At 66.6% G+C, this 25,087-nt stretch carries 33 protein-coding genes and 1 pseudogene; 23 read left to right on the plus strand and 11 right to left on the minus strand.

The features are described 5' to 3' along the window. Positions 1-19: 19 nt before the first annotated feature. The 18 genes from folE (at position 20) to ACFWVD_RS06900 (ending at position 15,800) form a co-directional block, all read left to right on the plus strand. Entirely contained in the window at positions 20-655 is a 636-nt protein-coding gene (gene folE / locus ACFWVD_RS06815; RefSeq protein WP_379241052.1) for a GTP cyclohydrolase I FolE, read from the plus strand. Then, positions 652-1,533: a dihydropteroate synthase gene (gene folP / locus ACFWVD_RS06820; RefSeq protein ID WP_379241053.1), complete on the plus strand. Its 882-nt coding sequence runs from the start codon at positions 652-654 to the stop codon at positions 1,531-1,533. The genes folE and folP overlap by 4 nt, the downstream gene beginning before the upstream one ends. Continuing rightward, entirely contained in the window at positions 1,530-1,952 is a 423-nt protein-coding gene (folB, locus tag ACFWVD_RS06825; protein ID WP_379241054.1) for a dihydroneopterin aldolase, read from the plus strand. The genes folP and folB overlap by 4 nt, the downstream gene beginning before the upstream one ends. Next, positions 1,949-2,488 (plus strand): 2-amino-4-hydroxy-6-hydroxymethyldihydropteridine diphosphokinase, encoded by a 540-nt coding sequence (gene folK, locus ACFWVD_RS06830; RefSeq protein ID WP_379241055.1) that lies wholly within the window; start codon positions 1,949-1,951, stop codon positions 2,486-2,488. The genes folB and folK overlap by 4 nt, the downstream gene beginning before the upstream one ends. Next, positions 2,482-2,955, plus strand: coding sequence for a DUF3180 domain-containing protein (locus ACFWVD_RS06835; protein WP_379241057.1), 474 nt, complete (start codon positions 2,482-2,484; stop codon positions 2,953-2,955). Before folK ends, ACFWVD_RS06835 begins: the two co-directional genes overlap by 7 nt. Positions 2,956-3,023: 68 nt before the next feature. Beyond that, positions 3,024-4,067 carry a DUF6779 domain-containing protein gene (locus tag ACFWVD_RS06840; RefSeq protein ID WP_379241059.1) on the plus strand — a complete coding sequence of 348 codons (1,044 nt, stop codon included), beginning with the start codon at positions 3,024-3,026 and terminating at the stop codon, positions 4,065-4,067. A 105-nt stretch (positions 4,068-4,172) separates the two neighbouring features. After that, the gene (locus ACFWVD_RS06845) at positions 4,173-5,126 is read left to right on the plus strand and encodes a Rossmann-like and DUF2520 domain-containing protein (RefSeq protein ID WP_379241060.1); all 954 of its coding nucleotides are present in this window, start codon (positions 4,173-4,175) and stop codon (positions 5,124-5,126) included. After that, entirely contained in the window at positions 5,126-6,079 is a 954-nt protein-coding gene (panC, locus tag ACFWVD_RS06850; RefSeq protein ID WP_379241061.1) for a pantoate--beta-alanine ligase, read from the plus strand. The genes ACFWVD_RS06845 and panC overlap by 1 nt, the downstream gene beginning before the upstream one ends. A 12-nt stretch (positions 6,080-6,091) precedes the next feature. Next, positions 6,092-6,511, plus strand: coding sequence for an aspartate 1-decarboxylase (gene panD / locus ACFWVD_RS06855; protein ID WP_379241062.1), 420 nt, complete (start codon positions 6,092-6,094; stop codon positions 6,509-6,511). 24 nt (positions 6,512-6,535) lie between these two features. Then, entirely contained in the window at positions 6,536-7,318 is a 783-nt protein-coding gene (locus tag ACFWVD_RS06860; RefSeq protein WP_379241063.1) for a type III pantothenate kinase, read from the plus strand. Positions 7,319-7,446: 128 nt separating this feature from the next. Further along, positions 7,447-8,043 carry a cysteine dioxygenase gene (locus ACFWVD_RS06865; RefSeq protein ID WP_379241064.1) on the plus strand — a complete coding sequence of 199 codons (597 nt, stop codon included), beginning with the start codon at positions 7,447-7,449 and terminating at the stop codon, positions 8,041-8,043. An 8-nt stretch (positions 8,044-8,051) separates the two neighbouring features. After that, positions 8,052-8,474 (plus strand): rhodanese-like domain-containing protein, encoded by a 423-nt coding sequence (locus tag ACFWVD_RS06870; RefSeq protein WP_379241065.1) that lies wholly within the window; start codon positions 8,052-8,054, stop codon positions 8,472-8,474. A gap of 139 nt (positions 8,475-8,613) precedes the next feature. Then, positions 8,614-10,080: a lysine--tRNA ligase gene (gene lysS, locus ACFWVD_RS06875; protein WP_379241540.1), complete on the plus strand. Its 1,467-nt coding sequence runs from the start codon at positions 8,614-8,616 to the stop codon at positions 10,078-10,080. A 115-nt stretch (positions 10,081-10,195) separates the two neighbouring features. Further along, positions 10,196-10,558: an Lsr2 family protein gene (locus tag ACFWVD_RS06880; RefSeq protein WP_379241066.1), complete on the plus strand. Its 363-nt coding sequence runs from the start codon at positions 10,196-10,198 to the stop codon at positions 10,556-10,558. Between the two features lie 120 nt (positions 10,559-10,678). After that, positions 10,679-11,290, plus strand: coding sequence for an FHA domain-containing protein (locus ACFWVD_RS06885; protein ID WP_379241068.1), 612 nt, complete (start codon positions 10,679-10,681; stop codon positions 11,288-11,290). A 116-nt stretch (positions 11,291-11,406) separates the two neighbouring features. Continuing rightward, a complete protein-coding gene (locus ACFWVD_RS06890) occupies positions 11,407-11,952 on the plus strand; it encodes a DUF1772 domain-containing protein (protein WP_379241069.1) in 546 nt (181 codons plus the stop codon). Between the two features lie 63 nt (positions 11,953-12,015). Continuing rightward, entirely contained in the window at positions 12,016-12,954 is a 939-nt protein-coding gene (locus ACFWVD_RS06895) for an esterase/lipase family protein (RefSeq protein WP_379241070.1), read from the plus strand. Positions 12,955-13,229: 275 nt separating this feature from the next. Then, positions 13,230-15,800, plus strand: a complete 2,571-nt coding sequence (locus ACFWVD_RS06900; RefSeq protein ID WP_379241071.1) for an ATP-dependent Clp protease ATP-binding subunit — start codon at positions 13,230-13,232, stop codon at positions 15,798-15,800. Between the two features lie 63 nt (positions 15,801-15,863). On the opposite strand, the gene ACFWVD_RS06905 is transcribed toward ACFWVD_RS06900, so the two are convergent. Continuing rightward, entirely contained in the window at positions 15,864-16,328 is a 465-nt protein-coding gene (locus ACFWVD_RS06905) for a YfbM family protein (protein ID WP_379241072.1), read from the minus strand. A 43-nt stretch (positions 16,329-16,371) separates the two neighbouring features. After that, entirely contained in the window at positions 16,372-16,836 is a 465-nt protein-coding gene (locus ACFWVD_RS06910) for a DUF1877 family protein (RefSeq protein ID WP_379241073.1), read from the minus strand. A 162-nt stretch (positions 16,837-16,998) separates the two neighbouring features. Between ACFWVD_RS06910 and ACFWVD_RS06915 the strand changes: the two genes are divergently transcribed. After that, entirely contained in the window at positions 16,999-17,646 is a 648-nt protein-coding gene (locus ACFWVD_RS06915) for a VWA domain-containing protein (RefSeq protein WP_379241074.1), read from the plus strand. Positions 17,647-17,648: 2 nt separating this feature from the next. On the opposite strand, the gene ACFWVD_RS06920 is transcribed toward ACFWVD_RS06915, so the two are convergent. From ACFWVD_RS06920 to ACFWVD_RS06935, 4 genes and pseudogenes are all read right to left on the minus strand, one after another. After that, complete coding sequence (locus ACFWVD_RS06920; protein WP_379241075.1) at positions 17,649-17,960, minus strand: helix-turn-helix domain-containing protein; 312 nt, start codon at positions 17,958-17,960, stop codon at positions 17,649-17,651. 5 nt (positions 17,961-17,965) lie between these two features. Next, a pseudogene (locus tag ACFWVD_RS06925) lies at positions 17,966-18,172 on the minus strand (hypothetical protein); the annotation flags it as partial. Positions 18,173-18,187: 15 nt separating this feature from the next. Further along, positions 18,188-18,322, minus strand: a complete 135-nt coding sequence (locus tag ACFWVD_RS06930) for a hypothetical protein (RefSeq protein WP_379241076.1) — start codon at positions 18,320-18,322, stop codon at positions 18,188-18,190. A gap of 84 nt (positions 18,323-18,406) precedes the next feature. Further along, entirely contained in the window at positions 18,407-19,414 is a 1,008-nt protein-coding gene (locus ACFWVD_RS06935) for a sensor histidine kinase (RefSeq protein ID WP_379241541.1), read from the minus strand. Between the two features lie 128 nt (positions 19,415-19,542). Here ACFWVD_RS06935 and ACFWVD_RS06940 point away from each other — a divergent pair, with 128 nt between their 5' ends. Both ACFWVD_RS06940 and ACFWVD_RS06945 read left to right on the plus strand, forming a co-directional pair. Then, positions 19,543-19,989, plus strand: coding sequence for an SRPBCC domain-containing protein (locus tag ACFWVD_RS06940; protein WP_379241077.1), 447 nt, complete (start codon positions 19,543-19,545; stop codon positions 19,987-19,989). Between the two features lie 72 nt (positions 19,990-20,061). Next, positions 20,062-20,499, plus strand: a complete 438-nt coding sequence (locus tag ACFWVD_RS06945) for an OsmC family peroxiredoxin (protein WP_379241078.1) — start codon at positions 20,062-20,064, stop codon at positions 20,497-20,499. A gap of 84 nt (positions 20,500-20,583) precedes the next feature. Here the strand turns inward: ACFWVD_RS06945 and ACFWVD_RS06950 are convergent, their stop codons facing one another. The 4 genes from ACFWVD_RS06950 to ACFWVD_RS06965 all read right to left on the minus strand — a co-directional run bounded on the left by ACFWVD_RS06950 (position 20,584) and on the right by ACFWVD_RS06965 (position 22,587). Continuing rightward, a complete protein-coding gene (locus tag ACFWVD_RS06950) occupies positions 20,584-21,036 on the minus strand; it encodes a hypothetical protein (RefSeq protein ID WP_379241079.1) in 453 nt (150 codons plus the stop codon). A gap of 36 nt (positions 21,037-21,072) precedes the next feature. Further along, positions 21,073-21,846 carry a CbtA family protein gene (locus ACFWVD_RS06955; protein WP_379241080.1) on the minus strand — a complete coding sequence of 258 codons (774 nt, stop codon included), beginning with the start codon at positions 21,844-21,846 and terminating at the stop codon, positions 21,073-21,075. After that, a complete protein-coding gene (locus tag ACFWVD_RS06960) occupies positions 21,837-22,037 on the minus strand; it encodes a CbtB-domain containing protein (protein ID WP_019044677.1) in 201 nt (66 codons plus the stop codon). Before ACFWVD_RS06960 ends, ACFWVD_RS06955 begins: the two co-directional genes overlap by 10 nt. Positions 22,038-22,263: 226 nt before the next feature. Next, entirely contained in the window at positions 22,264-22,587 is a 324-nt protein-coding gene (locus ACFWVD_RS06965; protein ID WP_379241081.1) for an antibiotic biosynthesis monooxygenase family protein, read from the minus strand. 56 nt (positions 22,588-22,643) lie between these two features. Here ACFWVD_RS06965 and ACFWVD_RS06970 point away from each other — a divergent pair, with 56 nt between their 5' ends. After that, on the plus strand, positions 22,644-23,402 hold the full coding sequence (locus tag ACFWVD_RS06970; protein ID WP_379241082.1) for an alpha/beta fold hydrolase: 759 nt from the start codon (positions 22,644-22,646) through the stop codon (positions 23,400-23,402). Positions 23,403-23,429: 27 nt separating this feature from the next. On the opposite strand, the gene ACFWVD_RS06975 is transcribed toward ACFWVD_RS06970, so the two are convergent. After that, positions 23,430-24,308, minus strand: coding sequence for an A/G-specific adenine glycosylase (locus tag ACFWVD_RS06975; protein ID WP_379241083.1), 879 nt, complete (start codon positions 24,306-24,308; stop codon positions 23,430-23,432). A 90-nt stretch (positions 24,309-24,398) separates the two neighbouring features. Here ACFWVD_RS06975 and ACFWVD_RS06980 point away from each other — a divergent pair, with 90 nt between their 5' ends. Next, positions 24,399-25,022, plus strand: coding sequence for a carbonic anhydrase (locus ACFWVD_RS06980; RefSeq protein WP_379241084.1), 624 nt, complete (start codon positions 24,399-24,401; stop codon positions 25,020-25,022). Positions 25,023-25,087: the final 65 nt, after the last annotated feature.

Raw genomic sequence — 25,087 nt, forward strand, 5'->3', positions numbered from 1 at the left:
ATTACGGAGGTGCGGAGAAGTGTCGGCGAACAATCAGGATGTCGATTCGGCCGGTGGGCCGGTGTTGACCGCGTTGGCCACCGGTGCGCCCTTCGACCAGGTGCGCGCCGAGAACGCCGTGCGCGAACTGCTGCTCGCGGTCGGCGAGGACCCCGATCGTCCGGGCCTGCTCGACACGCCCTCCCGAGTCGCACGCGCCTACCGGGAGATGTTCGCCGGGCTGTACACCGAGCCCGACGCGGTGCTGGCGACCACCTTCGACGAAGGCCACCAGGAACTGGTGCTGGTCCGCGATATCCCGATGTACTCCACCTGTGAACACCACCTGGTCTCGTTCCACGGCGTCGCGCACGTGGGGTACATCCCCGGCCCGCACGGTCGCGTGACCGGCCTGTCGAAGCTGGCGCGCGTGGTCGACCTGTACGCCAAGCGCCCGCAGGTGCAGGAGCGGCTGACCAGCCAGGTCGCCGACGCGGTGATGCGCAAGCTGGAACCGCGCGGCGCGATCGTGGTGATCGAGGCCGAACACCTGTGCATGGCCATGCGGGGCATCCGCAAGCCCGGCGCCAGCACCACCACGTCGGCGGTGCGCGGCCAGTTACAGACCGACGCCGCCTCGCGATCCGAGGCGCTGGACCTGATCCTGCGCAAATGAGTCAGCCACTGGTGACCGCCCGCGACCAGCGTTGCAGCGTGGTCATGGGGGTGGTCAATGTGACCGCTGATTCCTTCTCCGACGGCGGTCGCTATCTCGACCCGGAACTGGCCATCGCACACGGTATCGAGCTGTATGCCGCCGGTGCGGACATCGTCGATGTGGGTGGTGAATCCACCAGGCCGGGAGCCGATCGGGTCGATCCCGGCGCCGAGGCCGCGCGGGTCACCCCGGTGATCCGCGGGCTGGTCGCCGCGGGCGTGCCGACCAGTGTCGATACCATGCGCGCCGAAGTCGCCGAGGCCGCGTTGGAAGCAGGCGTCTCCGTGGTCAACGACGTGTCCGGCGGCCGCGCCGACCCGAACATGGTGAAGGTCGTCGCCGAGGCGGGCGTGCCGTGGATCCTCATGCACTGGCGCGCGGGCGCGGATTACCGCCACACCGGCCCTGCCGACCACTACGACGACGTGGTCGCCGAGGTCCGCGCCGAACTCGCCACGCAGGTCGACCTGGCCGTAGCCGCGGGCGTCTCCCCGGACCGCCTGATCCTGGACCCCGGCCTCGGCTTCGCCAAGAACGCCGAACACAACTGGGAACTCCTGGCCGCCCTACCGGAACTGGTCGCCGACGGCCTCCCGATCCTGATCGGCGCCTCCCGCAAACGCTTCCTCGGCGCCCTGCTCGCCGACGAATCCGGTCCCCGCCCCCCGGACGGCCGCGAAACCGCCACCGCCACCCTGTCCGCACTGGCCGCCACCCACGGCGCCTGGGGCGTCCGCGTCCACGACGTGCGCGCCTCCGTGGACGCCATCGCCGTCGTCGACGCCTGGCGCCGTGCCACCGAAACCCGTGCCGCCACCCGAGGAGCCATTCGATGAACTCGCCCCTGCTGCCGCCGCCCGCCGGTCGGCCCGCGTCCTCGCGGATCGAACTGCGTGGACTGACCGCGTTCGGTCGGCACGGAGTGTTCGATTTCGAGCGGCGTGACGGGCAGGAGTTCATCGTCGACCTGACCGTGTGGGTCGATTTCGCGGCGGCCGCGGCGTCCGACGACCTCGCCGACACCGTCGACTACGGCGCGCTCGCCGAACGGGCCGTGCGCATCGTGACCGGTCCGCCACGGAATCTGATCGAGACGGTGGTGTCCGAGATCGCCGATGACGTGATGGCCGATCCGCGCATCGAATCCGTCGAGGTGGTCGTGCACAAGCCGTCGGCACCGATCCCGCACACCTTCGCCGACGTGCGGGTGGTGGCCACCCGGTATCGCACGGTGGCGCCGGGGTCGCGGCGATGACTCGCGCGGTGCTGTCGATCGGCTCGAATCTGGGTGACCGGCTCGGGCATCTGCGCAGCGTGGTGGAAGCGTTGGGGGAGCGGGTCATCGCGGTGTCGCCGGTCTACACCACCGCGCCGTGGGGTGGCGTCGACCAGGACGACTACCTCAATGCTGTTGTCGTAGCGCAGGATTCGGACTTCGATGATTACGCGTGGTTGCGCTTCGGGCAGCAGCTCGAGCAGGCGTCGGGCCGTGTCCGCGAAATCCGTTGGGGTGCACGCACTCTCGATGTCGACATCGTTCAGTGCACCGACGGCACCGGCACGCCCATCTCACGCGACACCGATCCCGACCTGATCCTTCCGCACCCGCAGGCCCACAACCGCGCCTTCGTCCTGACCCCATGGCTGGCCGTCGAACCGTCCGCGCAGTTGCTCGTCGACGGTGTCACCCGACCGATCGCGGACCTGCTCGCCGACCTCGATCAGTCCGAAAAAGACGGCGTCATCCGCACCGACCTGGTGCTACGCGACGAAAGCGCCCGCTCGTGCTGAAACCCACTCGGGTACTGGACCTGGCGCTGAACGTCGTGATCGCCGCCGCGGTCGCGTGGACCGCCACCAGGTTCGCCTACTCCAGCTTCCCGAGCATTTCGGTGGCCGCGGGCGCCTCGCTGCTGCCGGTCGCCGCGATCGAGGCCACGCTCGGCTTCGCGATCAAGGCCAAGATCGCCGATGAGGAGATCGGTGACGGCTCCGGCCAGATGCACCCGATCAATGTGGCGCGGGGTGTGGCGCTGGCGAAGGCCTCGCTGCAGGTGGGTTCGCTGGCCGCCGGTGTGTGGCTCGGTTTCCTGCTGTGGGTTTTCCCACAGAGCGGCACCGTGACCGCCGCGGCCGCCGATTCACCGGGCGCGGTGGTGGGCCTGCTGGCGGGTTCGGCCCTGGTTGCTGCGGCATTGTGGCTGGAGTATTGCTGCCGCGCCCCCGAGGACCCCACCGACGATCCGGCAACCACTTAGCAACTCGCAAATGGAATCACTGTCACCTTTGGTGGGCCGACCAGCCGATTCCGGCTACCCTGGCCCTCATGGTTTCACCCTCCCGCAGCACGGCGCCCCGACGACGGCGGGACGACGCGGGAAAATTCTTCGTCGGTTTCCTGATCCTGCTCGGTCTGACGGCCAGCGTTTTCCTGATCTTCAGCGAGAACGTCCAGTACGTCCGAATCGGCCTGGTAGCGGCCCTGTGGGCCGCGGTGATCGGCGCACTCGCGGCTACCCGCTACCGCAAGGACGCGGCCGTGGATCAGGCGAAGGTGCGCGATCTGCAGACGGTGTACGAACTGCAGCTCGAGCGCGAGATCAACGCCCGGCGTGAGTACGAGATGGGCGTCGAGGCACGGGTGCGGGCCGAGGTCGGCGCCGACTCGTCCGAAATCGCCGCCCTGCGCGCCGAGCTGACCCTGCTGCGCCAGAACCTGCAGGTCCTTTTCGACGGTGCGCTGCCCGAAGAACAGGTCGCGCTGCAGGCCGACGCCGTGCGTATCGACGCGCTGCCCGCCGGTGAATTCAGTGCGTTCGACGACACGGACCCCGATTTCGACGATAGCCCCGTGGATGCCAACGCGGCCTGGTTCGGACCGTGGCAGCAACCGCCCAGCGCGCTGAAACCCGTTTTCATGCAACCGGTTTCGGCCAATTTCGCCGACCCGTACGACGACCCGGTCACCGCGGAGACCTCCGCGATCCAGCTCGACGAGTACGCCGAAACGCAAGCGGCCCCCCAGCCCGCCGCGGCGAAGTCGTCCGGCAAGACGCCCCCGCCGCGCCTGTCCTCCCCGCACACCCGCAAGGTGAGCGACGCGGACCCGCAGTCCAACGGCGAGACCAACGGCTCTCAGTCGAACGGCACTCAGTCGAACGGCACTCAGTCGAACGGCACGCAGTCGAACGGCAGCGAGGCCAACGGTCAGGCACCCGCGGAAGCGGCCACGCCCCCCGCCACGCGCCCCGAGAAGTCCCCGTCGGTCGGCACCAGCTCCCGTCGCCGCCGCCGCGCGGAGACCGAGGGCACCGCCCGCCTGTCGGTGGCCGACATCATGGCCAACCTGGAATCGGAGTCTGCGAGGTAGATCACCTCGGGGGTGATGGCGTGCCGCGCATACCGCGCACTATCCTCGACTCGTAACGTCTGGTACCCGCTCCGCGGGACTGGAACGCAAATCGAGAGGACAACGTTGACCTCGAGAAGTGTCAACCCTGATGGCGCGAGCAACAACAGTGTCGATCCAGCGCCCGCACGACTGACGGTGGGAATCGTCTCGGCGGGACGAGTGGGTTCCGCACTGGGTTCCGCGCTCGAGCGAGCCGGCCACGTGGTGTTCGGTGTCGCCGCGATCTCCGACGCCTCGGTGCATCGCGCCAACACGCGTCTGCCCGAGGCGCAGATCCTGCCGATCGAACAGATCGCCCAGCGCAGCGAACTGCTGGTGCTCGCGGTCCCCGACGCCGAACTCGCGGGCCTGGTCCGCGGTCTGGCGGCGGCGAACGTGGTCCGCCCCGGCACCATCGTCGTGCACACCTCCGGCGCGAACGGCGTCGCGATCCTCGAGCCGCTCACGAGCCAGGGCGCGCTCGGCCTGGCGATCCACCCCGCCATGACCTTCACCGGCCACGACGAGGACATCGCCCGCCTGGCGAACGCCTGCTTCGGCGTCACCGCCGCCGACGAGGTCGGGTACGCCATCGCGCAGGCCCTGGTCATCGAGATGGGCGGCGAGCCGGTCCGGGTCGACGAGGACCAGCGCGCGCTGTATCACGCGGCGTTGGCGCACGGCAGCAATCACCTGGTCACGGTCATCGTCGACGCGGTGGCGGCCCTGCGCGAATCCCTGTCGGGCCCCGGCCTGCTCGGCCAGCCCACCGTCGACGACCAGCCCGGCGGCCTCCCCGAACGCCTGCTGGCACCGCTGGCCTCGGCCGCCCTCGACAACGCCCTCCGCCGCGGCCAGTCCGCACTCACGGGCCCCGTCGCACGCGGCGATGTCGACGCCGTCGCCGCGCACCTCAACGCTCTGGAACAGGTCGACGATCGCCTGGCCGCGGCCTACCGCGCCAACTCGCTGCGCACCGCCGAACTCGCAAAAACCAATCCGGCACTGCTGGAGCTCCTCGCCAAGGAAGGCCACTGATGGAACCCCGAGAAGTGCATCACCACCAGGGCGGCGCGCGCGCCACCGGCGCCTACAAGCCCGGCGTGCTCACCGTGCACCACAACCCCGAGGTCCTGGACACGGTCGCCAAGGCGCTGCGTGGCGCGGGCCGCACGGTCGGTTTCGTGCCGACCATGGGCGCGCTGCACGAGGGTCACCTGGCGCTGATCCGGCAGGCCAAGCTCAACAACCAGGTCGTGATCGTGTCGATCTTCGTGAACCCGCTGCAGTTCGGCGAGAACGAGGACCTCGACGCCTACCCGCGCACCCTCGACGCCGATCTGGAACTGCTGCGCACCGAGGGCGTCGACCTGGTCTTCGCGCCCAGCGTGTCCGACATGTACCCCGACGGCATCCGCACCACCGTGCACCCCGGCCCGCTGGGTGCCGAACTCGAAGGTGGCAGCAGGCCAACGCATTTCGCGGGGATGCTCACCATCGTGGCGAAGCTGCTCAACATCACCCACGCCTCGGAGGCGTACTTCGGTGAGAAGGACTACCAGCAGCTCACGCTGATCCGGCAGATGGTGCGCGACCTGAACATGGACGCCAAGATCGTGGCCTACCCGACGGTGCGCGAGCCCGACGGTCTCGCGCTGTCCTCGCGCAACCGTTTCCTCGACGCCACCCAGCGCGAGGCCGCGCTCGCCCTGTCCGCCTCGCTGGCCGCGGGCCGCCACGCCGCGGGTCTCGGCCCCGACGCGGTGCTGTCCACCGCCCGCGCGGTCCTGGACGCGGTCGACGGCCTGGACGTGGACTACCTCGAACTGCGCGACGCCAACCTCGGCCCGGTCCCCACCGCGGGCAACGCCCGTCTGCTCGTCGCGGCCAAGGTCGGCGACACCCGCCTGATCGACAACGCCGCCGTAGTCCTCGGCGCCCAGATCGACGGCCATCCCGACGCTTCCCAGCCTGCTCCGCAGGCGCACTGAAAGGCCACGACGATGTTGCGCACCATGATGACGTCGAAGATCCACCGCGCCACCGTGACTCACGCCGACCTGCACTACGTCGGCTCGGTGACCGTGGACCAGAACCTCCTGGACGCCGCCGGACTGCTGGAAGGCGAGCAGGTCTGCATCGTCGATATCGACAACGGCGCCCGCCTCGAAACCTACGTGATCGCGGGCGAACGCGGCTCGGGCGTGATCGGCATCAACGGTGCCGCCGCGCACCTGGTGCACCCCGGTGACCTGGTCATTCTCATCGCCTACGGCCAGCTCGACGAGGCCGAACTGCGCGAGTACGCCCCCAAGGTCGTGTTCGTCGACGACCGCAACCGCCCGATCGAACTCGGCAGCGACCCGGCGTACGCGCCCGAGGGCTCAGGCCTGACCTCACCGCGTTCCCTGTCGATCGTCTGAGCGCGGCGGGGGGGACTGAAAACAATGCTGTTGACGATCGACGTCCGCTACACCGGGATCGAGCTCGGCCTGTTCTCCGGCAGCGGCGAACACTCGAAACTGGTGCGTAACTGGCGAATTCACACCAACCCGCTGATCACCGCCGACGAGTTCGCCATGCAGGTGCGCGGCCTGGTCGGCGCCGACCTCGACCAGATCGTCGGCGTCTCGGCGCTGTCGACCGTGCCGCCGGTACTGCGCGAACTGCGCACGATGCTGTCGCGGTACTGGTCGCATGTGCCGCACGTCTTGGTGGAACCCGGTGTGCGAACAGGCATTCCGCTGCTGGTGGACAATCCGAAGGAAGTCGGCGCCGACCGCATCGTCAACTGTCTGGCCGCCTACCGCACTTTCGGTGGCCCCGCGATCGTGGTCGATTTCGGCACCGCGATCTGTGTGGACCTGGTGTCGGCCAAGGGCGAATTCCTCGGCGGCGTGATCGCGCCCGGCGTGGAGATCTCCGCCGAAGCGCTGGTGGAACGCAGTGCGATGCGTCGCGTGGAGCTGGCGAGGCCGCGTTCTGTGGTGGGCAAGAACAGCATGGAATGCATTCAGTCCGGCGCCATCTTCGGATTCGCCGGGCTGGTCGACGGCCTGGTCGACCGCATCCGCGACGAATTCGACGCGTTCTCGGGCACCGATGTCACCGTGGTCGCCACGGGTGCGGGCGCGCCGCTGATCGTGCCGGAGTCCGAGACCATCGACCAGCACGTCCCGCACCTCACGCTGACCGGCCTGCGCCACGTCTACGAGCGCAACAAGAAATAGCGTCTGATAGGATATCGCTCGTGATCTTCCGTGTGAGCACCCAGGAGTGTTGTCGAGGCTAATCTGCCTCGACCGTTCGAGGCTGACGTTTTCCCTCGACCGATATCTCACCTCCTGGAGATGCGCTCATGCGTTCTTCCGTCCTTTCCCTTCCGTCCGCACGCGACGACTATTCCGCGACGCCCCCGCTCGACCGGGCGATCGCCTCGGCCCTGCCGACCCGTCTGCGTCCCGCTGACCTGCTGCGACTCACCGACGAAGGCGCCGAAGACGTCCTCGCCGGCCGCTACGACCACCTGCTGCCTGCCGACGGAATCTGGCCCGCCGACGAACGCTGGGCAACCCGCCTTTCGCACGACGACGAGGTCGATGTCTGGCTGATCAGTTGGACGCCGGGCAAATTCACCGATTTACACGATCACGCCGGCTCACTGGGCGCGCTGACCGTGCTCAGCGGCGCCCTGTCGGAATATCGGTGGAATGGCACCGAATTGCGCAGGCGCACACTGGCCGCGGGTGATCAGGCGTCGTTCCCGATCGGTTGGGTGCACGACGTAGTGCGTGCCCCCGCCGCCGCGGAATCGGTCGGCCCGCTGGATCCCACCTTGAGCGTGCACGCCTATTCCCCGCCGCTGTCGGCGATGTCGTATTACGAAGTGACCGGCCACGGCACGCTGCGTCGCACCAAAACCGTCCTCACCGACCAGCCCGAAGGTGATCTGTGATGAGCCGTATGACCATTGACCAGATGCTCGACAACGCGCGTGCGCGGTTGCACCGGGTGTACGTGTACGACCTGGCCGAAGCGCTGGCGCGTGGTGCGATTCTGGTCGACATCCGGCCCGCCGCCCAGCGGGTGCGCGAAGGTTCGTTGCCCGGCGCGCTGGTGATCGAGCGAAATGTCCTGGAATGGCGACTGGATCCGACCTCGTCGGCACGGTTGTCGCTGGCCGCGGACCACGATGTGGAATGGATCATTTTCTGCTCGGAGGGCTACACGTCGAGTTTGGCGGCGGCCGCATTGCAGGAGTTGGGCTTGCACCGCGCCACCGATGTGATCGGCGGCTACCAGGCGTTGAAGTCCGCGGGTTTGTTGACCGTGGGCGTCGGTGTGCCACATTTCACTCGCGAAGTGAATGCCTTGGCTTCGCTATAAGTTCGAATTCGCGGTTACGGCTGCCCCGCGCAAGTGCGGGCAGTGCGCGCCGCTAGGGTTATCTGATGTGAGCACTCCTAACCCCGCCGCGCCCGGCCGCGCCGCCACTTCCGCCGTGGACATCGACGTTCCGGAGCAGATGCGGATTCGTCGAGACAAGCGGGAACGGCTGCTCAGTGAGGGTGGGCAGGCCTATCCGGTCGTCGTGCCGCGCACCCACACGCTGGCCGAAATCCGTTCCGCCTACCCGGATCTGGAAGCCGACACGCAAACCGGTCTGATCGCCGGTGTCGCGGGCCGGGTCATTTTCGTGCGCAATACCGGCAAGCTGTGTTTCGCCACGCTGCAGGAAGGCGACGGCACCAAGCTGCAGGCCATGATCAGCCTCAACGGTGTCGGTGCCGACGCGCTGGCCGCCTGGAAGTCCGATGTCGACCTGGGTGACTTCGTGTTCGTGCACGGCGAGGTCATCTCCTCGCGCACCGGCGAATTGAGCGTGATGGCCGATTCCTGGTCGATGGCGGCGAAGTCGCTGCGCCCGCTGCCGGTGGCGCACAAGGAGATGAACGAGGAGTCGCGCGTTCGGCAGCGCTACGTGGACCTGATCGTGCGTCCCGAGGCCAGGGAAATGGCCCGCACGCGCGTGAATGTGGTGCGCGCGCTGCGCAACGCGCTCGAGCGCCGCGGGTTCCTCGAGGTCGAGACCCCGATGCTGCAGACCATCCACGGCGGCGCCGCCGCGCGCCCGTTCGTCACCCATTCCAACGCGCTGGACATGGACCTTTTCCTGCGCATCGCGCCGGAGCTGTTCCTCAAGCGTTGCGTGGTCGGCGGCCTGGAGAAGGTCTTCGAGATCAACCGGAACTTCCGCAACGAAGGCGCCGACTCGACCCATTCGCCCGAGTTCGCGATGCTGGAAACCTACGAGGCTTACGGCACCTACGACGACTCCGCGACGATGACTCGGGAATTGATCCAGGAAGTCGCGCAAGAGGCATTCGGCACCTTGAAGATGACGCTGGCCGACGGCACTGAATATGATCTCGGCGGGGAGTGGACCACCGTCGAGATGTACCCTTCGCTGTCGGAGTCGATCGGTGTGCAGGTCACCCCGGAAACCACCGTCGAGGAATTGCTGGCGCTGGCCGATCGGGTCGGTCTGGAAATTCCTTCCGACAAGGGCTACGGCCACGGAAAACTGGTCGAAGAACTGTGGGAACACGCGTATGGCGATAAGCTGTACGCGCCGACTTTCGTTCGCGACTTCCCGGTGGAAACCTCACCGCTGACCCGTCAGCATCGCAGCAAGGCCGGTGTCACCGAGAAGTGGGACCTGTATGTGCGCGGCTTCGAGTTGGCAACGGGCTATTCCGAACTCGTCGACCCGGTGATCCAGCGTGAACGCTTCGTGGACCAGGCCAGGCTCGCCGCGGCAGGCGATGACGAGGCCATGGTGCTCGATGAAGACTTCCTCGCCGCGATGGAACACGGTATGCCGCCGACCACCGGAACGGGTATGGGAATCGACCGCTTGTTGATGGCTCTGACGGGTTCGGGAATCCGGGAAACGATCCTGTTCCCCATTGTTCGTCCCACTACTCGCTGACCAGTGAATTCATGGGGTGAAGACCCCATGTTGGAAATTTAGCATTTCGGGGTATTCTTGCCTCGGGTATTCGGCCTGGAGGCAGGCTTGACGATTTCGAGAGGACGTTCATCTCATGGCAAAGAAGGTCACCGTTAGCCTGATCGACGATGTCGACGGTGAGTCCATCGCGGACGAGACCATCGAGTTCGCTATCGATGGGGTGTCGTACGAGATCGATCTGTCGGACGCAAATGCGGCGCGTCTGCGTGAAGGCCTGGACGAGTGGGTTGCCAACGCCCGTCGGGTGAGTGGCCGTCGCCGGGTGAAGGCTGCCGGCGCACCCTCCCCGCAGGGCAAGAGCCGCGTTTCCATGGACCGTGAACAGAGTGCGGCAATTCGCGAATGGGCTCGTCGCAAGGGCCACAAGGTCTCGGCTCGCGGTCGTATTTCCGCGGAAATCACCGACGCGTACAACTCCGAGGTCGGCAAGAGTTGATTCACCGGCAGGCCGGGGCTCGCGTGGTGCGCGGCCCCGCCTGCCTGCTCGTCCGCGAGGTCGGGGACGTACAGTGATGTTCGTGCACAAGGTGTTTCGGGTCTTCTACGGCGTCGCGGCGTGAGCTCTTTCCTGCGGTACACCGACGGCACCGGCAAGCAACACGAATTGGCGCTGGACGCGCAGCAGCAGCGGATCACCATCGGCCGCAATGTGCAGGCCGATCTGGTGCTCGCGTGGGATGTCGAGGTGTCGCGGCTGCACGCCGCGGTCGAGCATCTGGGCGCGCAGTGGACGATCATCGACGACGGCCTGTCGCGCAACGGCACGTTCGTCAACGGGGAACGCCTTGTCGGCCGACGCCGCTTGAGTCCCGGCGACCGCATTCGGGTCGGGACCACCCTGGTGCATTTCTTCGATTTCGGTGGTGTGGTCGATGACGCGACGCATACCGCGTCCGGGTCCATCCCCACCATGCGCTCGCTCACCGATACCCAACGCGCGGTACTGATCGCACTGTGCCGCCCGTACAAACACGGCACCGGTTTTGCCACGCCCGCGTCGAATCAGCAGATCGCCGAGGAATTGTTCCTGTCGATCGACGCCATCAAAACGCATCTGCGCGCGCTGTTCGCGAAGTTCGGGGTGGAGAACCTGCCCCAGAACCAGAAGCGCACCAGGCTCGCGGCCCTGGCCATGCAGAGCGGGATGATCTCCGACCACGATTTGTGAGCACAGACGCTCGCGTAGGCCGTTGAGCGCCTGAACCATGTTCGCGAGGGGCCGCTGCGCGGTTGACTTACTCGTATCCCCGAAAGAGCTTGCGGGGCACGAGTCAAGGAGACGTCATGTTCGCAGTTCGGATGGCCACCATGGTGCTGGCGCTGCTCAGTACCGGCCTCGTCGCCGGAGTGTTCTTCGCCTACGCGATCTCGGTGATGCCCGCGCTGGCACGCACTTCCGACCGCACCCTGATCGAGGTCATGCAGAAGGTCAACATCGTGATCCTCAATCCCTGGTTCATGTTCGCGTTCATGGGCACGGTCGGTTTCACCGCGTTGGCGGCGGTGTTGCACCTGGGCAGTGACCAGCGCGCCACGCTGATCTGGATCGGAGTCGCGGTGGCGCTCAACGTGATTGCGTTCGCGGTCACCGCCGGGATGAATGTGCCGCTCAACGAGGCGCTGGATGCCGCGGGCGATCCGTCGTCGATGGCCGACGCGGCCGCCGTTCGCGCGAATTATGAAGCGGCGTGGGTTCGTTGGAACATCGTGCGCGCGGTGCTGAACACCGCGGCGTTCGCGGTGCTGTGTGGCGCGATGTTCGTCGCCGGTGTGCAACACGGCAACTCCAGCAACGCTGTTGCGGGACAGTCGATGGTTTCCGCGCGGTAGTGCCACGCGATCGCTGGGGCGTGTTCCATGATCAGTGGAACACGTTCTAGTGAGGAGTCGTTCATGCGTCGTTCGTTCCGACAATCCTGGTCGCTGCTGATCCTGGCCGCGGCCATGTTCGTGCCAGGCACCGCCACTGCGGCACCGCTGCCGGTCGACTACAACTTCTTCGCCGGCATCGTCCCCGAACTCACCAACCCAGGCGGCTCGCTGCCCGGCGCGAACGACCCGACCTGCGTCCCCTCGGCCGAGCACCCTGATCCGGTGGTCCTGCTGCACGGCACCGGCGGCGGAGGCCAGACGAACTGGGGCGTATATGCCCCGCTGCTGGCCAACGAGGGTTATTGCGTGTTCACCCTCACCTACGGCGCCTACGCGCTGCCGTGGCCCGTCTCGGCGATCGGCGGCATGGCGCCGATCCCGCAGAGTGCCGCGCAGGTTTCCGCCTTCGTCGACGACGTGCTGGCCCGCACCGGCGCGCAGCGCGTGGACCTGGTCGCGCATTCGCAGGGAAATATCGTCGGCAACTATTACGTCAAACGCCTGGGCGGCCGCGACAAGGTCGGCAAGCTGGTCGGCATCGCCCCGCCGTGGCTGGGCACCAACGCGTTCGGGGCGGGCGATATCGCCCACTTCAGCCGGGCATTGGGCGCGGGACCTGCCTTCGACGCCGTCTCCTCCTCGCTGTGCCAGGCCTGCGGGCAGATGTTCACCGGCTCGCCGTTCATGACCGCGCTCAACGCCGACGGCGTCTACGACCCGCGCGTGCGGTACACCAATATCGTGTCCGCGATCGACGAACTGGTCGTCCCGCACACATCAGGCCTGGTCCCGGGCCCCAACGCCACCTCGATCGTGGTCCAGGACGGCTGCGCGCAGGACTACTCCGAACACCTGGCCATCGCGGGCAGCCCCCGCGCGGCCGGTCACGTCCTCAACGCCCTCGACCCGGCCCGACAGGCACCCGTGCCCTGCGAATTCGTCCCACCCTTCACCGGCTAGCCCCTCGGCGCCGATTTCGCTGTAGGCAAAACTGAAGTGGAAACGAATGCCGCGACGTGCGCGTTGTGAGTGAATGACCATGTTGTCGCCGGTCCCCAATAGGGTGGACCGGCGGCGGCGGAATCCCGTGCCAACTACAGTGGTGGCGGGGGCCGCAACCCCCGGGCTTCATGGCAGGCTGGCGACGACAGTTGTCGGTCCGACGCCCTAGGTTGTATCGAGCGCATACTGCGGCGTCTGTTGCCAGAATGTCGGAGCAGGAGAGTGAGGGAGCGATGTTCGAGAGGTTCACCGACCGCGCGAGGCGTGTCGTTGTCCTGGCCCAAGAAGAGGCCCGGATGCTCAACCACAACTACATCGGCACCGAGCACATCCTGCTTGGGTTGATCCACGAGGGCGAGGGCGTGGCGGCGAAGTCGCTGGAGTCCCTTGGCATCTCGCTGGAGGGTGTGCGTAGTCAGGTCGAGGAGATCATCGGGCAGGGCCAGCAGGCACCGTCCGGTCACATCCCCTTCACCCCGCGTGCCAAAAAGGTGCTCGAGCTGAGTCTGCGCGAGGCGCTGCAGCTGGGCCACAACTACATCGGAACCGAGCACATCCTGCTCGGCCTCATCCGTGAGGGCGAGGGCGTCGCCGCCCAGGTGCTGGTCAAGCTGGGTGCCGACCTCAACCGGGTGCGTCAGCAGGTCATCCAGCTGCTGTCGGGGTACCAGGGCAAGGAGCCTGTCGAAGGCGCCGGTCCGCGCGGCGAGGCGGGCACCCCGTCCACGTCGCTGGTGCTGGATCAGTTCGGCCGCAACCTCACTCAGGCGGCCCTGGAAGGCAAGCTCGACCCGGTCATCGGTCGCTCGAAAGAAATCGAGCGCGTGATGCAGGTTCTGTCGCGCCGCACCAAGAACAACCCCGTGCTGATCGGCGAGCCCGGTGTCGGTAAGACCGCTGTGGTCGAAGGCCTTGCCCAGGCCATCGTCAACGGTGAGGTCCCCGAAACCCTCAAAGACAAGCAGCTCTACACCCTCGACCTGGGTTCCCTGGTCGCGGGCAGCCGCTACCGCGGTGACTTCGAAGAGCGCCTCAAGAAGGTGCTCAAGGAGATCAACACCCGCGGCGACATCATCCTGTTCATCGACGAGCTGCACACGCTCGTCGGCGCGGGTGCTGCCGAAGGTGCCATCGACGCGGCCTCGATCCTGAAGCCGAAGCTGGCCCGTGGCGAGCTGCAGACCATCGGTGCCACCACCCTCGACGAGTACCGCAAGTACATCGAGAAGGACGCCGCCCTGGAACGCCGTTTCCAGCCGGTGCAGGTGGGCGAGCCGACCGTCGAGCACACCATCGACATCCTCAAGGGTCTGCGCGACCGGTACGAGGCACACCACCGGGTCTCCATCACCGACAGTGCGCTCGTGGCCGCCGCCACCCTGGCCGATCGCTACATCAACGACCGGTTCCTGCCGGACAAGGCGATCGACCTGATCGACGAAGCGGGCGCGCGCATGCGCATCCGCCGGATGACCGCTCCGCCGGACCTGCGCGACTTCGACGACAAGATCGCCGATGCGCGTCGGGAGAAGGAAAGCGCTATCGACGCGCAGGACTTCGAGAAGGCCGCGCGTCTGCGCGACAAGGAGAAGCAGCTCGTCGCCAAGCGTGCCGAGCGTGAGAAGCAGTGGCGTGCGGGCGATCTGGACGTCGTGGCCGAGGTCGACGACGAGCAGATCGCGGAGGTGCTGGCCAACTGGACCGGCATCCCCGTCTTCAAGCTCACCGAAGAAGAGACCACGCGTCTGCTCCGCATGGAAGATGAGCTGCACAAGCGGATCATCGGCCAGGAGGAAGCCGTCAAGGCCGTCTCCAAGGCGATTCGTCGTACGCGTGCCGGTCTGAAGGACCCCAAGCGTCCGTCGGGCTCGTTCATCTTCGCCGGCCCCTCGGGTGTCGGTAAGACCGAGCTCGCCAAGTCGCTGGCCAACTTCCTGTTCGGTGACGACGACGCGCTCATCCAGATCGACATGGGCGAGTTCCACGACCGCTTCACCGCTTCGCGACTGTTCGGTGCCCCTCCCGGGTACGTCGGTTACGAAGAGGGTGGCCAGCTCACCGAGAAGGTGCGGCGCAAGCCGTTCTCGGTGGTGCTGTTCGACGAGATCGAGAAGGCGCACCAGGAGATCTACAACACCCTCCTGCAGGTGCTCGAGGACGGCCGTCTCACCGACGGTCAGGGTCGCACGGTCGACTTCAAGAACACCGTGCTGATCTTCACCTCGAACCTGGGCACCTCCGACATCTCGAAGGCGGTGGGCCTCGGCTTCACCCAGTCGAACGCCCAGGGCTCGAACTACGAGCGGATGAAGCTCAAGGTCAACGACGAGCTGAAGAAGCACTTCCGCCCCGAGTTCCTCAACCGCATCGACGACGTGATCGTGTTCCACCAGCTCACGAGCGAGCAGATCGTGATGATGGTGGACCTGATGATCACGCGCGTGGGCAAGCAGCTGAAGAACAAGGACATGGCCATGGAGCTGACCGAGAAGGCCAAGAGCCTGCTCGCCAAGCGTGGCTTCGACCCGGTCCTCGGCGCTCGTCCGCTGCGTCGCACGATCCAGCGCGAGATCGAGGACCAGCTCTCGGAGAAGATCCTGTTCGGCGAGATCGGCGCAGGCCAGACCATCACAGTCGATGTCGAGAACTGGGACGGCGAAGGCCAGGGCGAGGACGCCAAGTTCACCTTCGCGGGCAAGTCCACGAAGCTGACCAAGGCCCCCGCAGCCGACGACAAGCCCGAGGTAGTCCTCACCGGCGCGACCGAGGGCACCGCCCCCGAAGCCGCCGCCTCCGGCGAGTAGTCAGCACAACGACAGAGCCCGCCCCCTGGAAGTTTCAGGGGGCGGGCTCTGTCGTTGCCAGGATCAGCCGAAGCTCTGCAGGAGTCCGGACCGATGGTGCGCGGCGTGCACGAATACCTCGACCAGGCTGGCGTAGTTCTCGCGGAGGTAGCCGAGGCCGTCGTTGCCGTCGCGGATCCAGATCGGGGGATAGACCCCGATGGTGTCCATCGCGACCGGGTCGTAGTGGGCGGCGAGGTTGTCGAATGATGTATTGCCCAGCAGTTCCGCCGTGTGAGCGACATCGTCTGGATCCCATCCGCTGTACCCGTCGATGGGCAACGGCGTAGCGGTGAAGAACAGGTCGATACCCGTATCCGCCGCTTCCAGAAGGTATTTCAGCCCCGCCCACGACTTGTCCAAATACCCGTTCGGGTCGGTTTCCGGTGGCGTGTAGTCGGCGAGAAACTCCTCCGCGCAATCTTTGTGCTTCATCGCCAGTTCCAGATCCGCCGCGCTCACCCTGGTGAACGACATGATCACACCCACAACAGTTTCCTTTCCTCGGTTTCGTTCACAGCCTTGTTGTCAGCTAGGCGAGTCGACCCAGTACCGCAGAGTTCGTCGAAGACGCGTAGGCGAAGAACGCCTGTAGCCGGGTATAGCCGTCGCCCAGGTAGTCGAGCGCTTCGTCGCGGTCCTCCCAGATGTCGGGGCGCGCGTCCTCCTCGTCCATCAACTCGGCGGAGAAATGCTCGGCGAGTCGGTCGAAGGGAGTCGAGGTGAGGACTTCTGCTGCCGCGGCGACTTCCTTCGCGGTCCATACGGTGAGGCAATCCTCGCGATCGTTGGGCCGGTCTTCGCGCAAGAGGTCGAAGTCGACGGCCGCTGCGGAGAACAGCAGGCGCAGCCCATCCCAGGCTTGGTCGAGGTCACCGCATGGTTCGCCCTCAGCAAGGATCGGTGCGTCGAGGAATTCGTCGGGGACATCGGTCGACCCGGCGATGTTGTCGGCGTCGGCGGGGGAGATGCGGGTGAAGACAAAGATCGTGCTCACGGAATCGGGCTCTTTTCGCCGGGGAGTGGTCGGTCCGTGGTGACGGTAGGAATCGCGGCTTGGGGATACCTTGGCGACTCCTTTTCGCCGGTCCCGCAGGCGAATTCGTCGGCGTACGGTGGGAATTGCTCGTACAGAACCGACATGGGGGTGTTCGCACACATGACTGATTCCGATCGCACGTTGATTGCGGTATTGCTCGACCGTTCCGGGTCGATGCAGACCATCAAGGCCGATACCGAGGGTGGGTTGGCCGCCTATTTCGAGCAGCAGCGGGCGGTGCCGAAGAAGATCGAGGTGACGCTCGCGCAGTTCGACACCACCTATGACGTGGTCTACGCGAACCTGCCGCTCGAGCAGGTGCCCGCACCGAACCTGCAGCCGCGCGGCGGAACCGCGTTGTACGACGCGGTCGGCAAGCTCGTCACCAGCGTCGGCACCGACCTGGCTGCCCGACCCGAATCCGAACGCCCCGGCACGGTGATCGTCGTGGTCCTCACCGACGGCCACGAGAATTCCAGCCGCGAATGGACGCACCCCGCCGTAAAGTCCCTGATCACCCAGCAACAGGACGTCTACAACTGGACCTTCGTCTTCCTCGGCGCGAACATGGACGCCGTAGAAGTAGGCACCAACCTCGGCTTCGACCCCGGCTCGGCCATCACCTACGCCCCGGTAGCAGGCGGCGTCCGAGGAGCCTTCGACGCCCTCTCGGCCTACTCCTCCCGAGCCCAAGCCGCCCCCGCAGGCGCAGCCAGACGCGCCCGCTTCTCGGCGTCCGAGCGCCGACAAGCTGACCAGGGGCAGTAGCCCTACGCGGCGTCGACCTTCTCGAACCGCGCGACGAACCGAACTTCGAGGGCATACGCCAAACGCTCGAGCATCCCGATAGTCGGTGTCCCACCCCCGGATTCGAGTCGCGAGACCTCAGGCTGACGCAGTCCGGCCCGCTCGGCCAGCTGTGTCTGTGTCAGTCCGAGTTCCAGCCGCCGTTCGCGAATGGCTTCGGCCAGTTCGATCGCCAGAATCGCCTCGGCTCGCCCGGCCGCGTACTCGCCCGCATCGAACCCGGGACTGCTCATCCGCTCACGGCGCAGGTCGTCCATCGATGGGTGATCAGTCATGTCGGTTACCTCCTGTCGAAATCTGTGTGGGCGCAACCATGTTCCGACTCGCAGGCCTTGCGTAGCGCCTTGGCCCGCGCTACCTCGGCAGTCTCCCGCATACGAGTGTTGCGGAAAACCGTCAACAGCACGATGCGACGGCCCGGAGCGAGCCAGTACGTGATTCGCATTTCTCGCGGGTGAAGGTGAAAGCGGAGTTCGCGTACCCCCTCGCCGAGATTGCGTGATCACGGTTCACTGAGGGTGGTCGCTCGTTCGGCAAGCATGCCCACATACACGTCTACCTGGGCGAACTCGCGTGTAGTCAAAGAGCGCAGCCATCGGGCTACCTCGGGTTCGAGTTCCACCAGATACAGGTGCATAGGATTGATCCTATATAGGTTGGATCCTATATCGCAAGGTCGCCGGGCTACTCCTGCTCGTCCGCCCGTGCGTGAACTGCCCGCTCACGCGCTGGCCTCCTCGCTGTTGGAGCGTTCAGGCCGTGAACCAGTCGACAAAACTGCAGGTCGAGCAGGCAGCCTGGCCGCCACTCGGAACCCGCCCGACGGTCGCGGTCCCGCGGTGAGTGCACCGCCCAGCGCATGGGCACGTTCTCGCATGTCGATGATTCCGTTGCCGCCGATCCCCGTGCGAACCGCCGTCCCGGTGGGCCGCGTGTTGTCGACGGTGATGTCGACCGATTCCGGTGTGTACCGCAGGGTGATCAGGGCCGTCGCGCCGGGCGCGTGGCGCACCACATTGGTCAGCGATTCCTGCACGATCCTGGCCGCGGCCACATCGATGCTGCTCGGCAACTTCTTGGGCATACCGATGATCTTGGTTTCGACATCCAGTCCGGTAGCGCGGGGACGTTCCAGGAGGGTGTCGAGGTCTTCGAGCGTCGGCGCGGGCGCACGCGGGGCCGGTCGTGGCGGTTCGGAATGCGCGGAATCTGGTTCAGTGCCAATGGGTTCAGGATATTCGGGCATGACGGTGGTTTCGCTGCGAATAGCGTGAAGCAGCGTATGTACTTCTGTCAGCGCCTCTTTGGACGTGGTCTTGATAGTCGCTAGCGCCGCAGCGGCCTGCTGCGGTTTGCGATCGAACAATTCCAACGCCACCGATGACTGCGCGTTGATCAGCGAAAGGCTGTGCGCGAGAACATCATGCAGTTCACTCGCAATTGTGAGCCGCAGTTCGGAAGCCGCTGTGGCCTGCTGTGCCCGCTCGTCACGCGCGGTCGCCTCGGCCCGCTGCTGACGCGCTGACACGACCGCCCGCCGCTGCCGCACCGCCTCGGCGACCGCGACCAGTGCGCAGATCCATCCGAGCACCCCGAAAACCTGCCACCCGGTGGAGTGTCGCCCGAGCACAGTCGGCAGGGGCCACACAAGGAACACAAACCCGACCGCGATGGCCGCCGCAAGGCGCCAGTTGGCAATGACGCGGCTACGCAACCACTTCGCAGACATTCGCACCTGTCCAACCCTATTGCGTGCGCGCGCGGACCGCGTATTCTCCGCGGCAGGCCGCACACGCGAGAGCCGCTGTCGCACACCCGATGCGGCATTCGCCCGGTCAGCACCGGTAGAGTCGGCTGATGGACCAGCAAGTTCGCCCCCCGGACCTGTCCTCGCGCCCGCACGAGCTCACTGTCGAGCGTGTGATGACAGCGCAGCCCAGCCTGCTCTACGCGGCCTGGACCCAAGGTCTCGACCTGTGGCTGGCCGTTCCCGGATCGGTCCTGATGCGCCCCGCCGTCGACGAGCCGCTTTATTTCGACACCGGCTCCGCCGACAAGCGCAACCCCCACTACGGCCGCATCCTGCTGCTGGAACAGAACCGCCGGGTCGAGTTCACGTGGGTCACCGCCGCCACCGACGGCGTGGAAACGGTGGTCGCCGCCGAATTCCTCAAGCAGCCGCGTGGCATCCGACTTCGCCTGCGGCACTCCGGTTTTCCGACCGCGGCGATCCGGGATCTGCACCAGCAGGTCTGGCCCGACAAGCTCGAACGCCTCGACGAAGTCACCAGCAAGGTTTCCTGAGCCGAACACCATCGGTGCACGCGCGAGTAGGTTCGTCACCGAACGCACCACACACGAATCGAAAGGATCGCGATGCCGACTCGTAGCGCACGTACTCTCTGGTCAGGCGGACTGCAGGACGGGTCCGGGCAGGTCGAACTGGACAGCTCGGGGGTGGGCAAGTTCGACGTGAGCTTCCCGCGCCGGGTCGCCGACACGGCCGAGGGCACCAGCCCGGAGGAACTGCTCGGGGCGGCGCATTCGTCGTGCTACTCGATGGCGCTGTCGGCCGAGATCGCCAATGCCGGTGGCACGCCGGACAGCCTGGATGTGACCGCCGACGTGACGTTGTCGCCCGACCCCGCCGGTGGTTTCCGGATCAGCAAGATCAAGCTCACCGTGCGCGGTCGCGCGACCGGGCTCGACGACGCGGCCTTCGCCGTGGCGGCCACCGCAGCCAAGGAAGGCTGCCCGGTCAGCAAGGCGCTGGCGGGCGTGGCCGAGATCGAGCTGGACGCGGCGCTGGTCTGATCGAACCGGCGTAATCGACCAATCGGCCGCCCGACAGGCAGAAAATCGACTGTCGGGCGGCCGTTTTGGACGATTAGGCCGGGCTCACCGCTGGGTGAACCAGCGATGCGCGGCGGGGGTGTACATGGCTGGAATCGCGATGACGACAGCCAGGATGTGCACAGTGCGGCAACCGGCCAGCACGATCGAACTCTCGGACATCCCGTCGAACAGGGTCGTGTAGTCGTCGGTGGACAACACCACCGCCAGTGGCTCGATGATCAGCGAGATCAAGCCGACCACGCCGATGCCGACGGTCAACACCGCGCGAGCCACGCGGCTGCCGTTGAGCATGTACAGCGCCACGCCCGCAACGACGAGGTAGATGGCCAGGCGCGGAAGCAAACCCGTTGCAGTGGCGCCGAATTCGCCGCCGCCGCGAACCGCGCGCAACAGTCCCTCGGCCACGCCCGCGGCGAGTGCGGTGAGCAGTCCGCCGAACGCGACATGCACGGCGCGCGGGCGGGTTTCGGAAACAAGAAAGGCAGTGCCGGTCATGACACCGACACTGCCGTTCTCAGCTGCTCGCGAGAATCACCCTGCGGTAGGAACCTTGTCCACTACCGCGGTGCTACGCCGCGCGGCGAATTCGGTGAGCGCGGCGAACGCCAGCCCCAAACTCACCCACAGCGTGGTCGTCTGGGCCAGCGAGGCGACCCGGAAGTTCCACAGCAGGGTGGCGGGGAAGTCGTCGGCCACCTCGTTCACACCGGGCAGCAGCACATAACCGACCGTGGTGACCACGACGAACGCGGCTACTCCGGCGATCAACCGCAGCGTTTCCATCCCGGCCAGCGCGCGATAGGCCGCGACCGCTGCCGCGACAGCCAACAGGCCGAGCACGACAACCGCGACCCACAACCAGGTGCGCTCGTTGATGGTCTCCGGATCACCCACGGCGGGCGGGTTGGCCGGGTACTTGAAGAACGGCACCGCGACGATCGCCGTCCACGCCAGACCCGCTGTGGTCAGCGACAATTGGGTGCCCGACAGGCTCGTGAACCGCCGCGCGACATTCACCGCCGACGCGAACAACGCACCGAACGCCAGGCCCGCCAAGCCGAGCGCGAGGAACTGACCCGCCTTCTGCCCGGACCTGCTGACCAGCGCGTCGTCACCGTGGGAGTGCCCCTCGGCGGCATCGGGTGCGTGCGCATGCGCGGCGGAACCGGCTTCTTCGATGGCGATCGCGGCGTCCACCTGGGGTTCGCCGATGAAGTAGCCCACTGTCGCGGCCAGCAGGCCGGCGATCAAGCCGGCCAGCAGGCCACGCAACAGCAGGGTCTTGAGTGATCCGATCAGTGGCACGGGACACCGAGCAGGTGACGTCCGTCGTGCATCAGCTCGTGCAGGAACATCCCGCTACGCGAGACGGCCCCCTGATCGAAACCGACCAGGTACAGCGCGAGCAGTGCAAGAAGAACGACACCGACCGTGACGAGCACGGTTGCGAGGGTGTCGAGGCCGGTCGACCGGCTGGGTGAATGCGCGATAGCCATTCGAGTCCTCCTGTAGGGATACGCGTCCCACGGTTGAAATGTGGTGCGAAGGTGCCGGTGTCTGGCTCTCCGGCACCGGTGACCCGGTACATGGATGACAGTGGCGCGACCGCTCCGGACTCACACCGGAATTACCGCGCACCCTCGCGATGTTCCCTCGAACTGTGACAGCCCGCAGCCACCCGCGTCAATACGTGCACGCGCATGTCCAGCGGAAACGCCGCTGTCAGGCCTTCGCGGGCACGTCCAGGACTACCTCGAACTCGAGCAGCGAGGCACCCGTCGACACCGGCTTGGGACGCTCGCCGTCGCCACCGTGACCGGCATGCGCGGCACGCGCCGGACCGTCACGCCACGCGGCGAACGAATCCTCCGAATCCCATTGCGTCACCACGAAATACCGGTTGTCACCGGCGACCGGGCGCAGCAACTGGAAGCCGAGGAAGCCGGGGGAGTTCTCCACCGCACCCGCCCGCGCGGCGAACCGCTTCTCCAACTCCGGGCCCGCACCCTCGGGAACCTCGATCGCATTGATCTTCACAACAGCCATGGCCCTGACAATACGACCGCTCGGGAAACATCCCGCTCTGGGGCACAATCGGACGGGTGTTGTACGACGAAGGTGGGGTCGGGGTTCCGATTCTGTTGTTGCATGGGCTGATGGGGAGTGCGCGGACCTGGGCGGATCAGGTGCCGTGGTTGCGTGGGTATGGGCATGTCTATGCGGTTGATGCTGCTGGGCATGGGCGGGCTGCGCCGGGCGTGCTCACGACGGAGGCGTTCGTGGCCGATCTTGGTGAGCTCACCGCCGGTATCGCCGAGCCGATGGTGATCGTCGGGCATTCGATGGGGGCGATCCACGGGTGGATGTTCGCCGCGACCTATCCCGAGCGGGTGCGGGCGATCGTCGTCGAGGACATCGCGCCCGATTTCACCGGCCGCACCGCCGCGCACTGGGCCGAGCTGATCGGGTCGTGGCCGCAACCGTTCGCCGACGAACAGGCGGTGCTCGACTACTTCGGCCCGGTCGCGGGCACCTATTTCCTGCGCGCGTTCACCGCGACACCCGATGGCTACCGCCTGCACGGCGAGGTCGACACCTTCCGCGCGATCTCCGAAGAGTGGGGCACCCGCGACTTCTGGTCCGAATGGAAGTCACTGCGGATCCCCACGCTGCTCATCGAAGGCGAGCACACCATCACCCCACCGGGGCAGATGCGCACGATGGCCGAGGTCGTTCCCGACGCGGAGTACGTGCGCATCGAAGGGGCGGGGCACCTGGTGCACGACGAACAGCCCGAGACGTACCGCGAACACGTCGGCCGGTTCCTGCACCGCGTAACCGAGCCGACCTCCTCGACGTAGTTCGAGCCGACACACCCGGTCTCGGCGCTATGGAGCCGCGCTTCCCTCACCCGCAAGCGCGAACAATCCATCATCGGTCTGCTCGATCAACCCGTCGACCAGCAACGAATCCAACGCCCGCGCCCGCTGCCCTGGATCGCGCGTCCAGGCCAGATCCAACCGCACCCGTTCGACCGGCCCCGACGAATCGCGCAGCACATCCAACAACCGCCCCCGCGCCTGACGATCGGTGCCCTCGTACTTCTGCACCTTGCGCGCCACCTCGGCGGCGGGTTTGCCCGCCTCCACCCACGCACAACTCGGCAACGGGCAGCGCGCACAGTCGGGATTGCGGGCCGTGCACACCAGCGCACCCAGTTCCATCAGCGCCGCGGAGAATTTCGCGGCCCGTGGAACCGGAACGGGCAGCAGTGCCTCGGTCTCGGCGAGATCGCGCGAAGACGGGTTGCCCGGTTCGCGCCCGTGCACAGCCCGCGCGACCACCCGTCGAACATTGGTGTCCACCACGGGAACTCGCTGCCCATACGCGAAGCAAGCAACCGCCCGAGCGGTATACGCACCGATTCCGGGCAGGCCCAACAACACGTCGACATCAGCGGGCACCACGTCCCCGTGCTCAGCCGCCAACACTCGCGCACACTCGTGCAACCGCAACGCCCGCCGTGGATACCCCAACTTCCCCCAGGCCCGCAGCACCTCCGCTTGCGAGGACGCCGCCATCGCCGACGGCACCGGCCAGCGCGCCACCCACTCCCGCCAGATCGGCTCGACGCGCACCACCGGCGTCTGCTGCAGCATGATCTCGCTCATCAGAATGTGCCAGGCGGTGGCCTCGGGTTCGCGCCACGGCAACTCGCGCGCGGTGTCGCCGAACCATGTCAGCAGGGCTTTCGCGTCGATGCTCACCGTTCTCGTTTCCTCTGCGCCAGGCTCTCTTTGCCGACGCGTAACGCGGCGGACTCGCTGGTAACCAAGCGCCTGTGCACAATGGTCGGTATGCCTGGTTCCAATCCGATAAGCGCCTGGAAGTCGCTACGTGAAGGCAACGAGCGCTTCGTCAATGACACTCTGCAGCATCCTAGCCAGGGCGCCGCGGACCGAGCCAAACTCGTCAAGGGTCAGAACCCGCACGCGATCCTGTTCGGTTGCGGTGACTCCCGCGTCGCCGCGGAGCTGATCTTCGACCAGGGTCTTGGCGACATGTTCGTGGTGCGCACCGCCGGTCACGTCGTGGACAGTTCGGTGCTGGGCTCGATCGAATACGGCGTGGAGGTGCTCAATGTGCCGCTGATCGTCGTGCTCGGGCACGACAGCTGTGGCGCGGTGAAGGCCACCATCGACGCCCTCGACGGCGGCGAGGTGCCCGGCGGGTTCATCCGCAGCGTGGTCGAGCGGGTGACGCCGTCGATTCTGGTCGGCCGCCGCGAAGGGCTCACCTCGCTGGACGACCTCGAAGCCCGCCACGTGGTGGAGACCAGCAAGCTGCTCATGCAGCGGTCGATGATCATCTCGCAGCGCGTTGCCACTGGTCAGTGCGCTATCGCCAGCGTCACCTACAAGCTCGAGGACGGTCGCGTGCAGCTGCGACGCACCGTCGGCAACATCGGCGAGGTGGTCTGAACCGGGACCACAACCCGGTTCGGCCCCCGACACGCCGAGGTAAGCGCAGCGCGCCCCCCGCGCTG

This window comes from Nocardia sp. NPDC058666, assembly GCF_042714895.1.
GTDB lineage: Bacteria > Actinomycetota > Actinomycetes > Mycobacteriales > Mycobacteriaceae > Nocardia.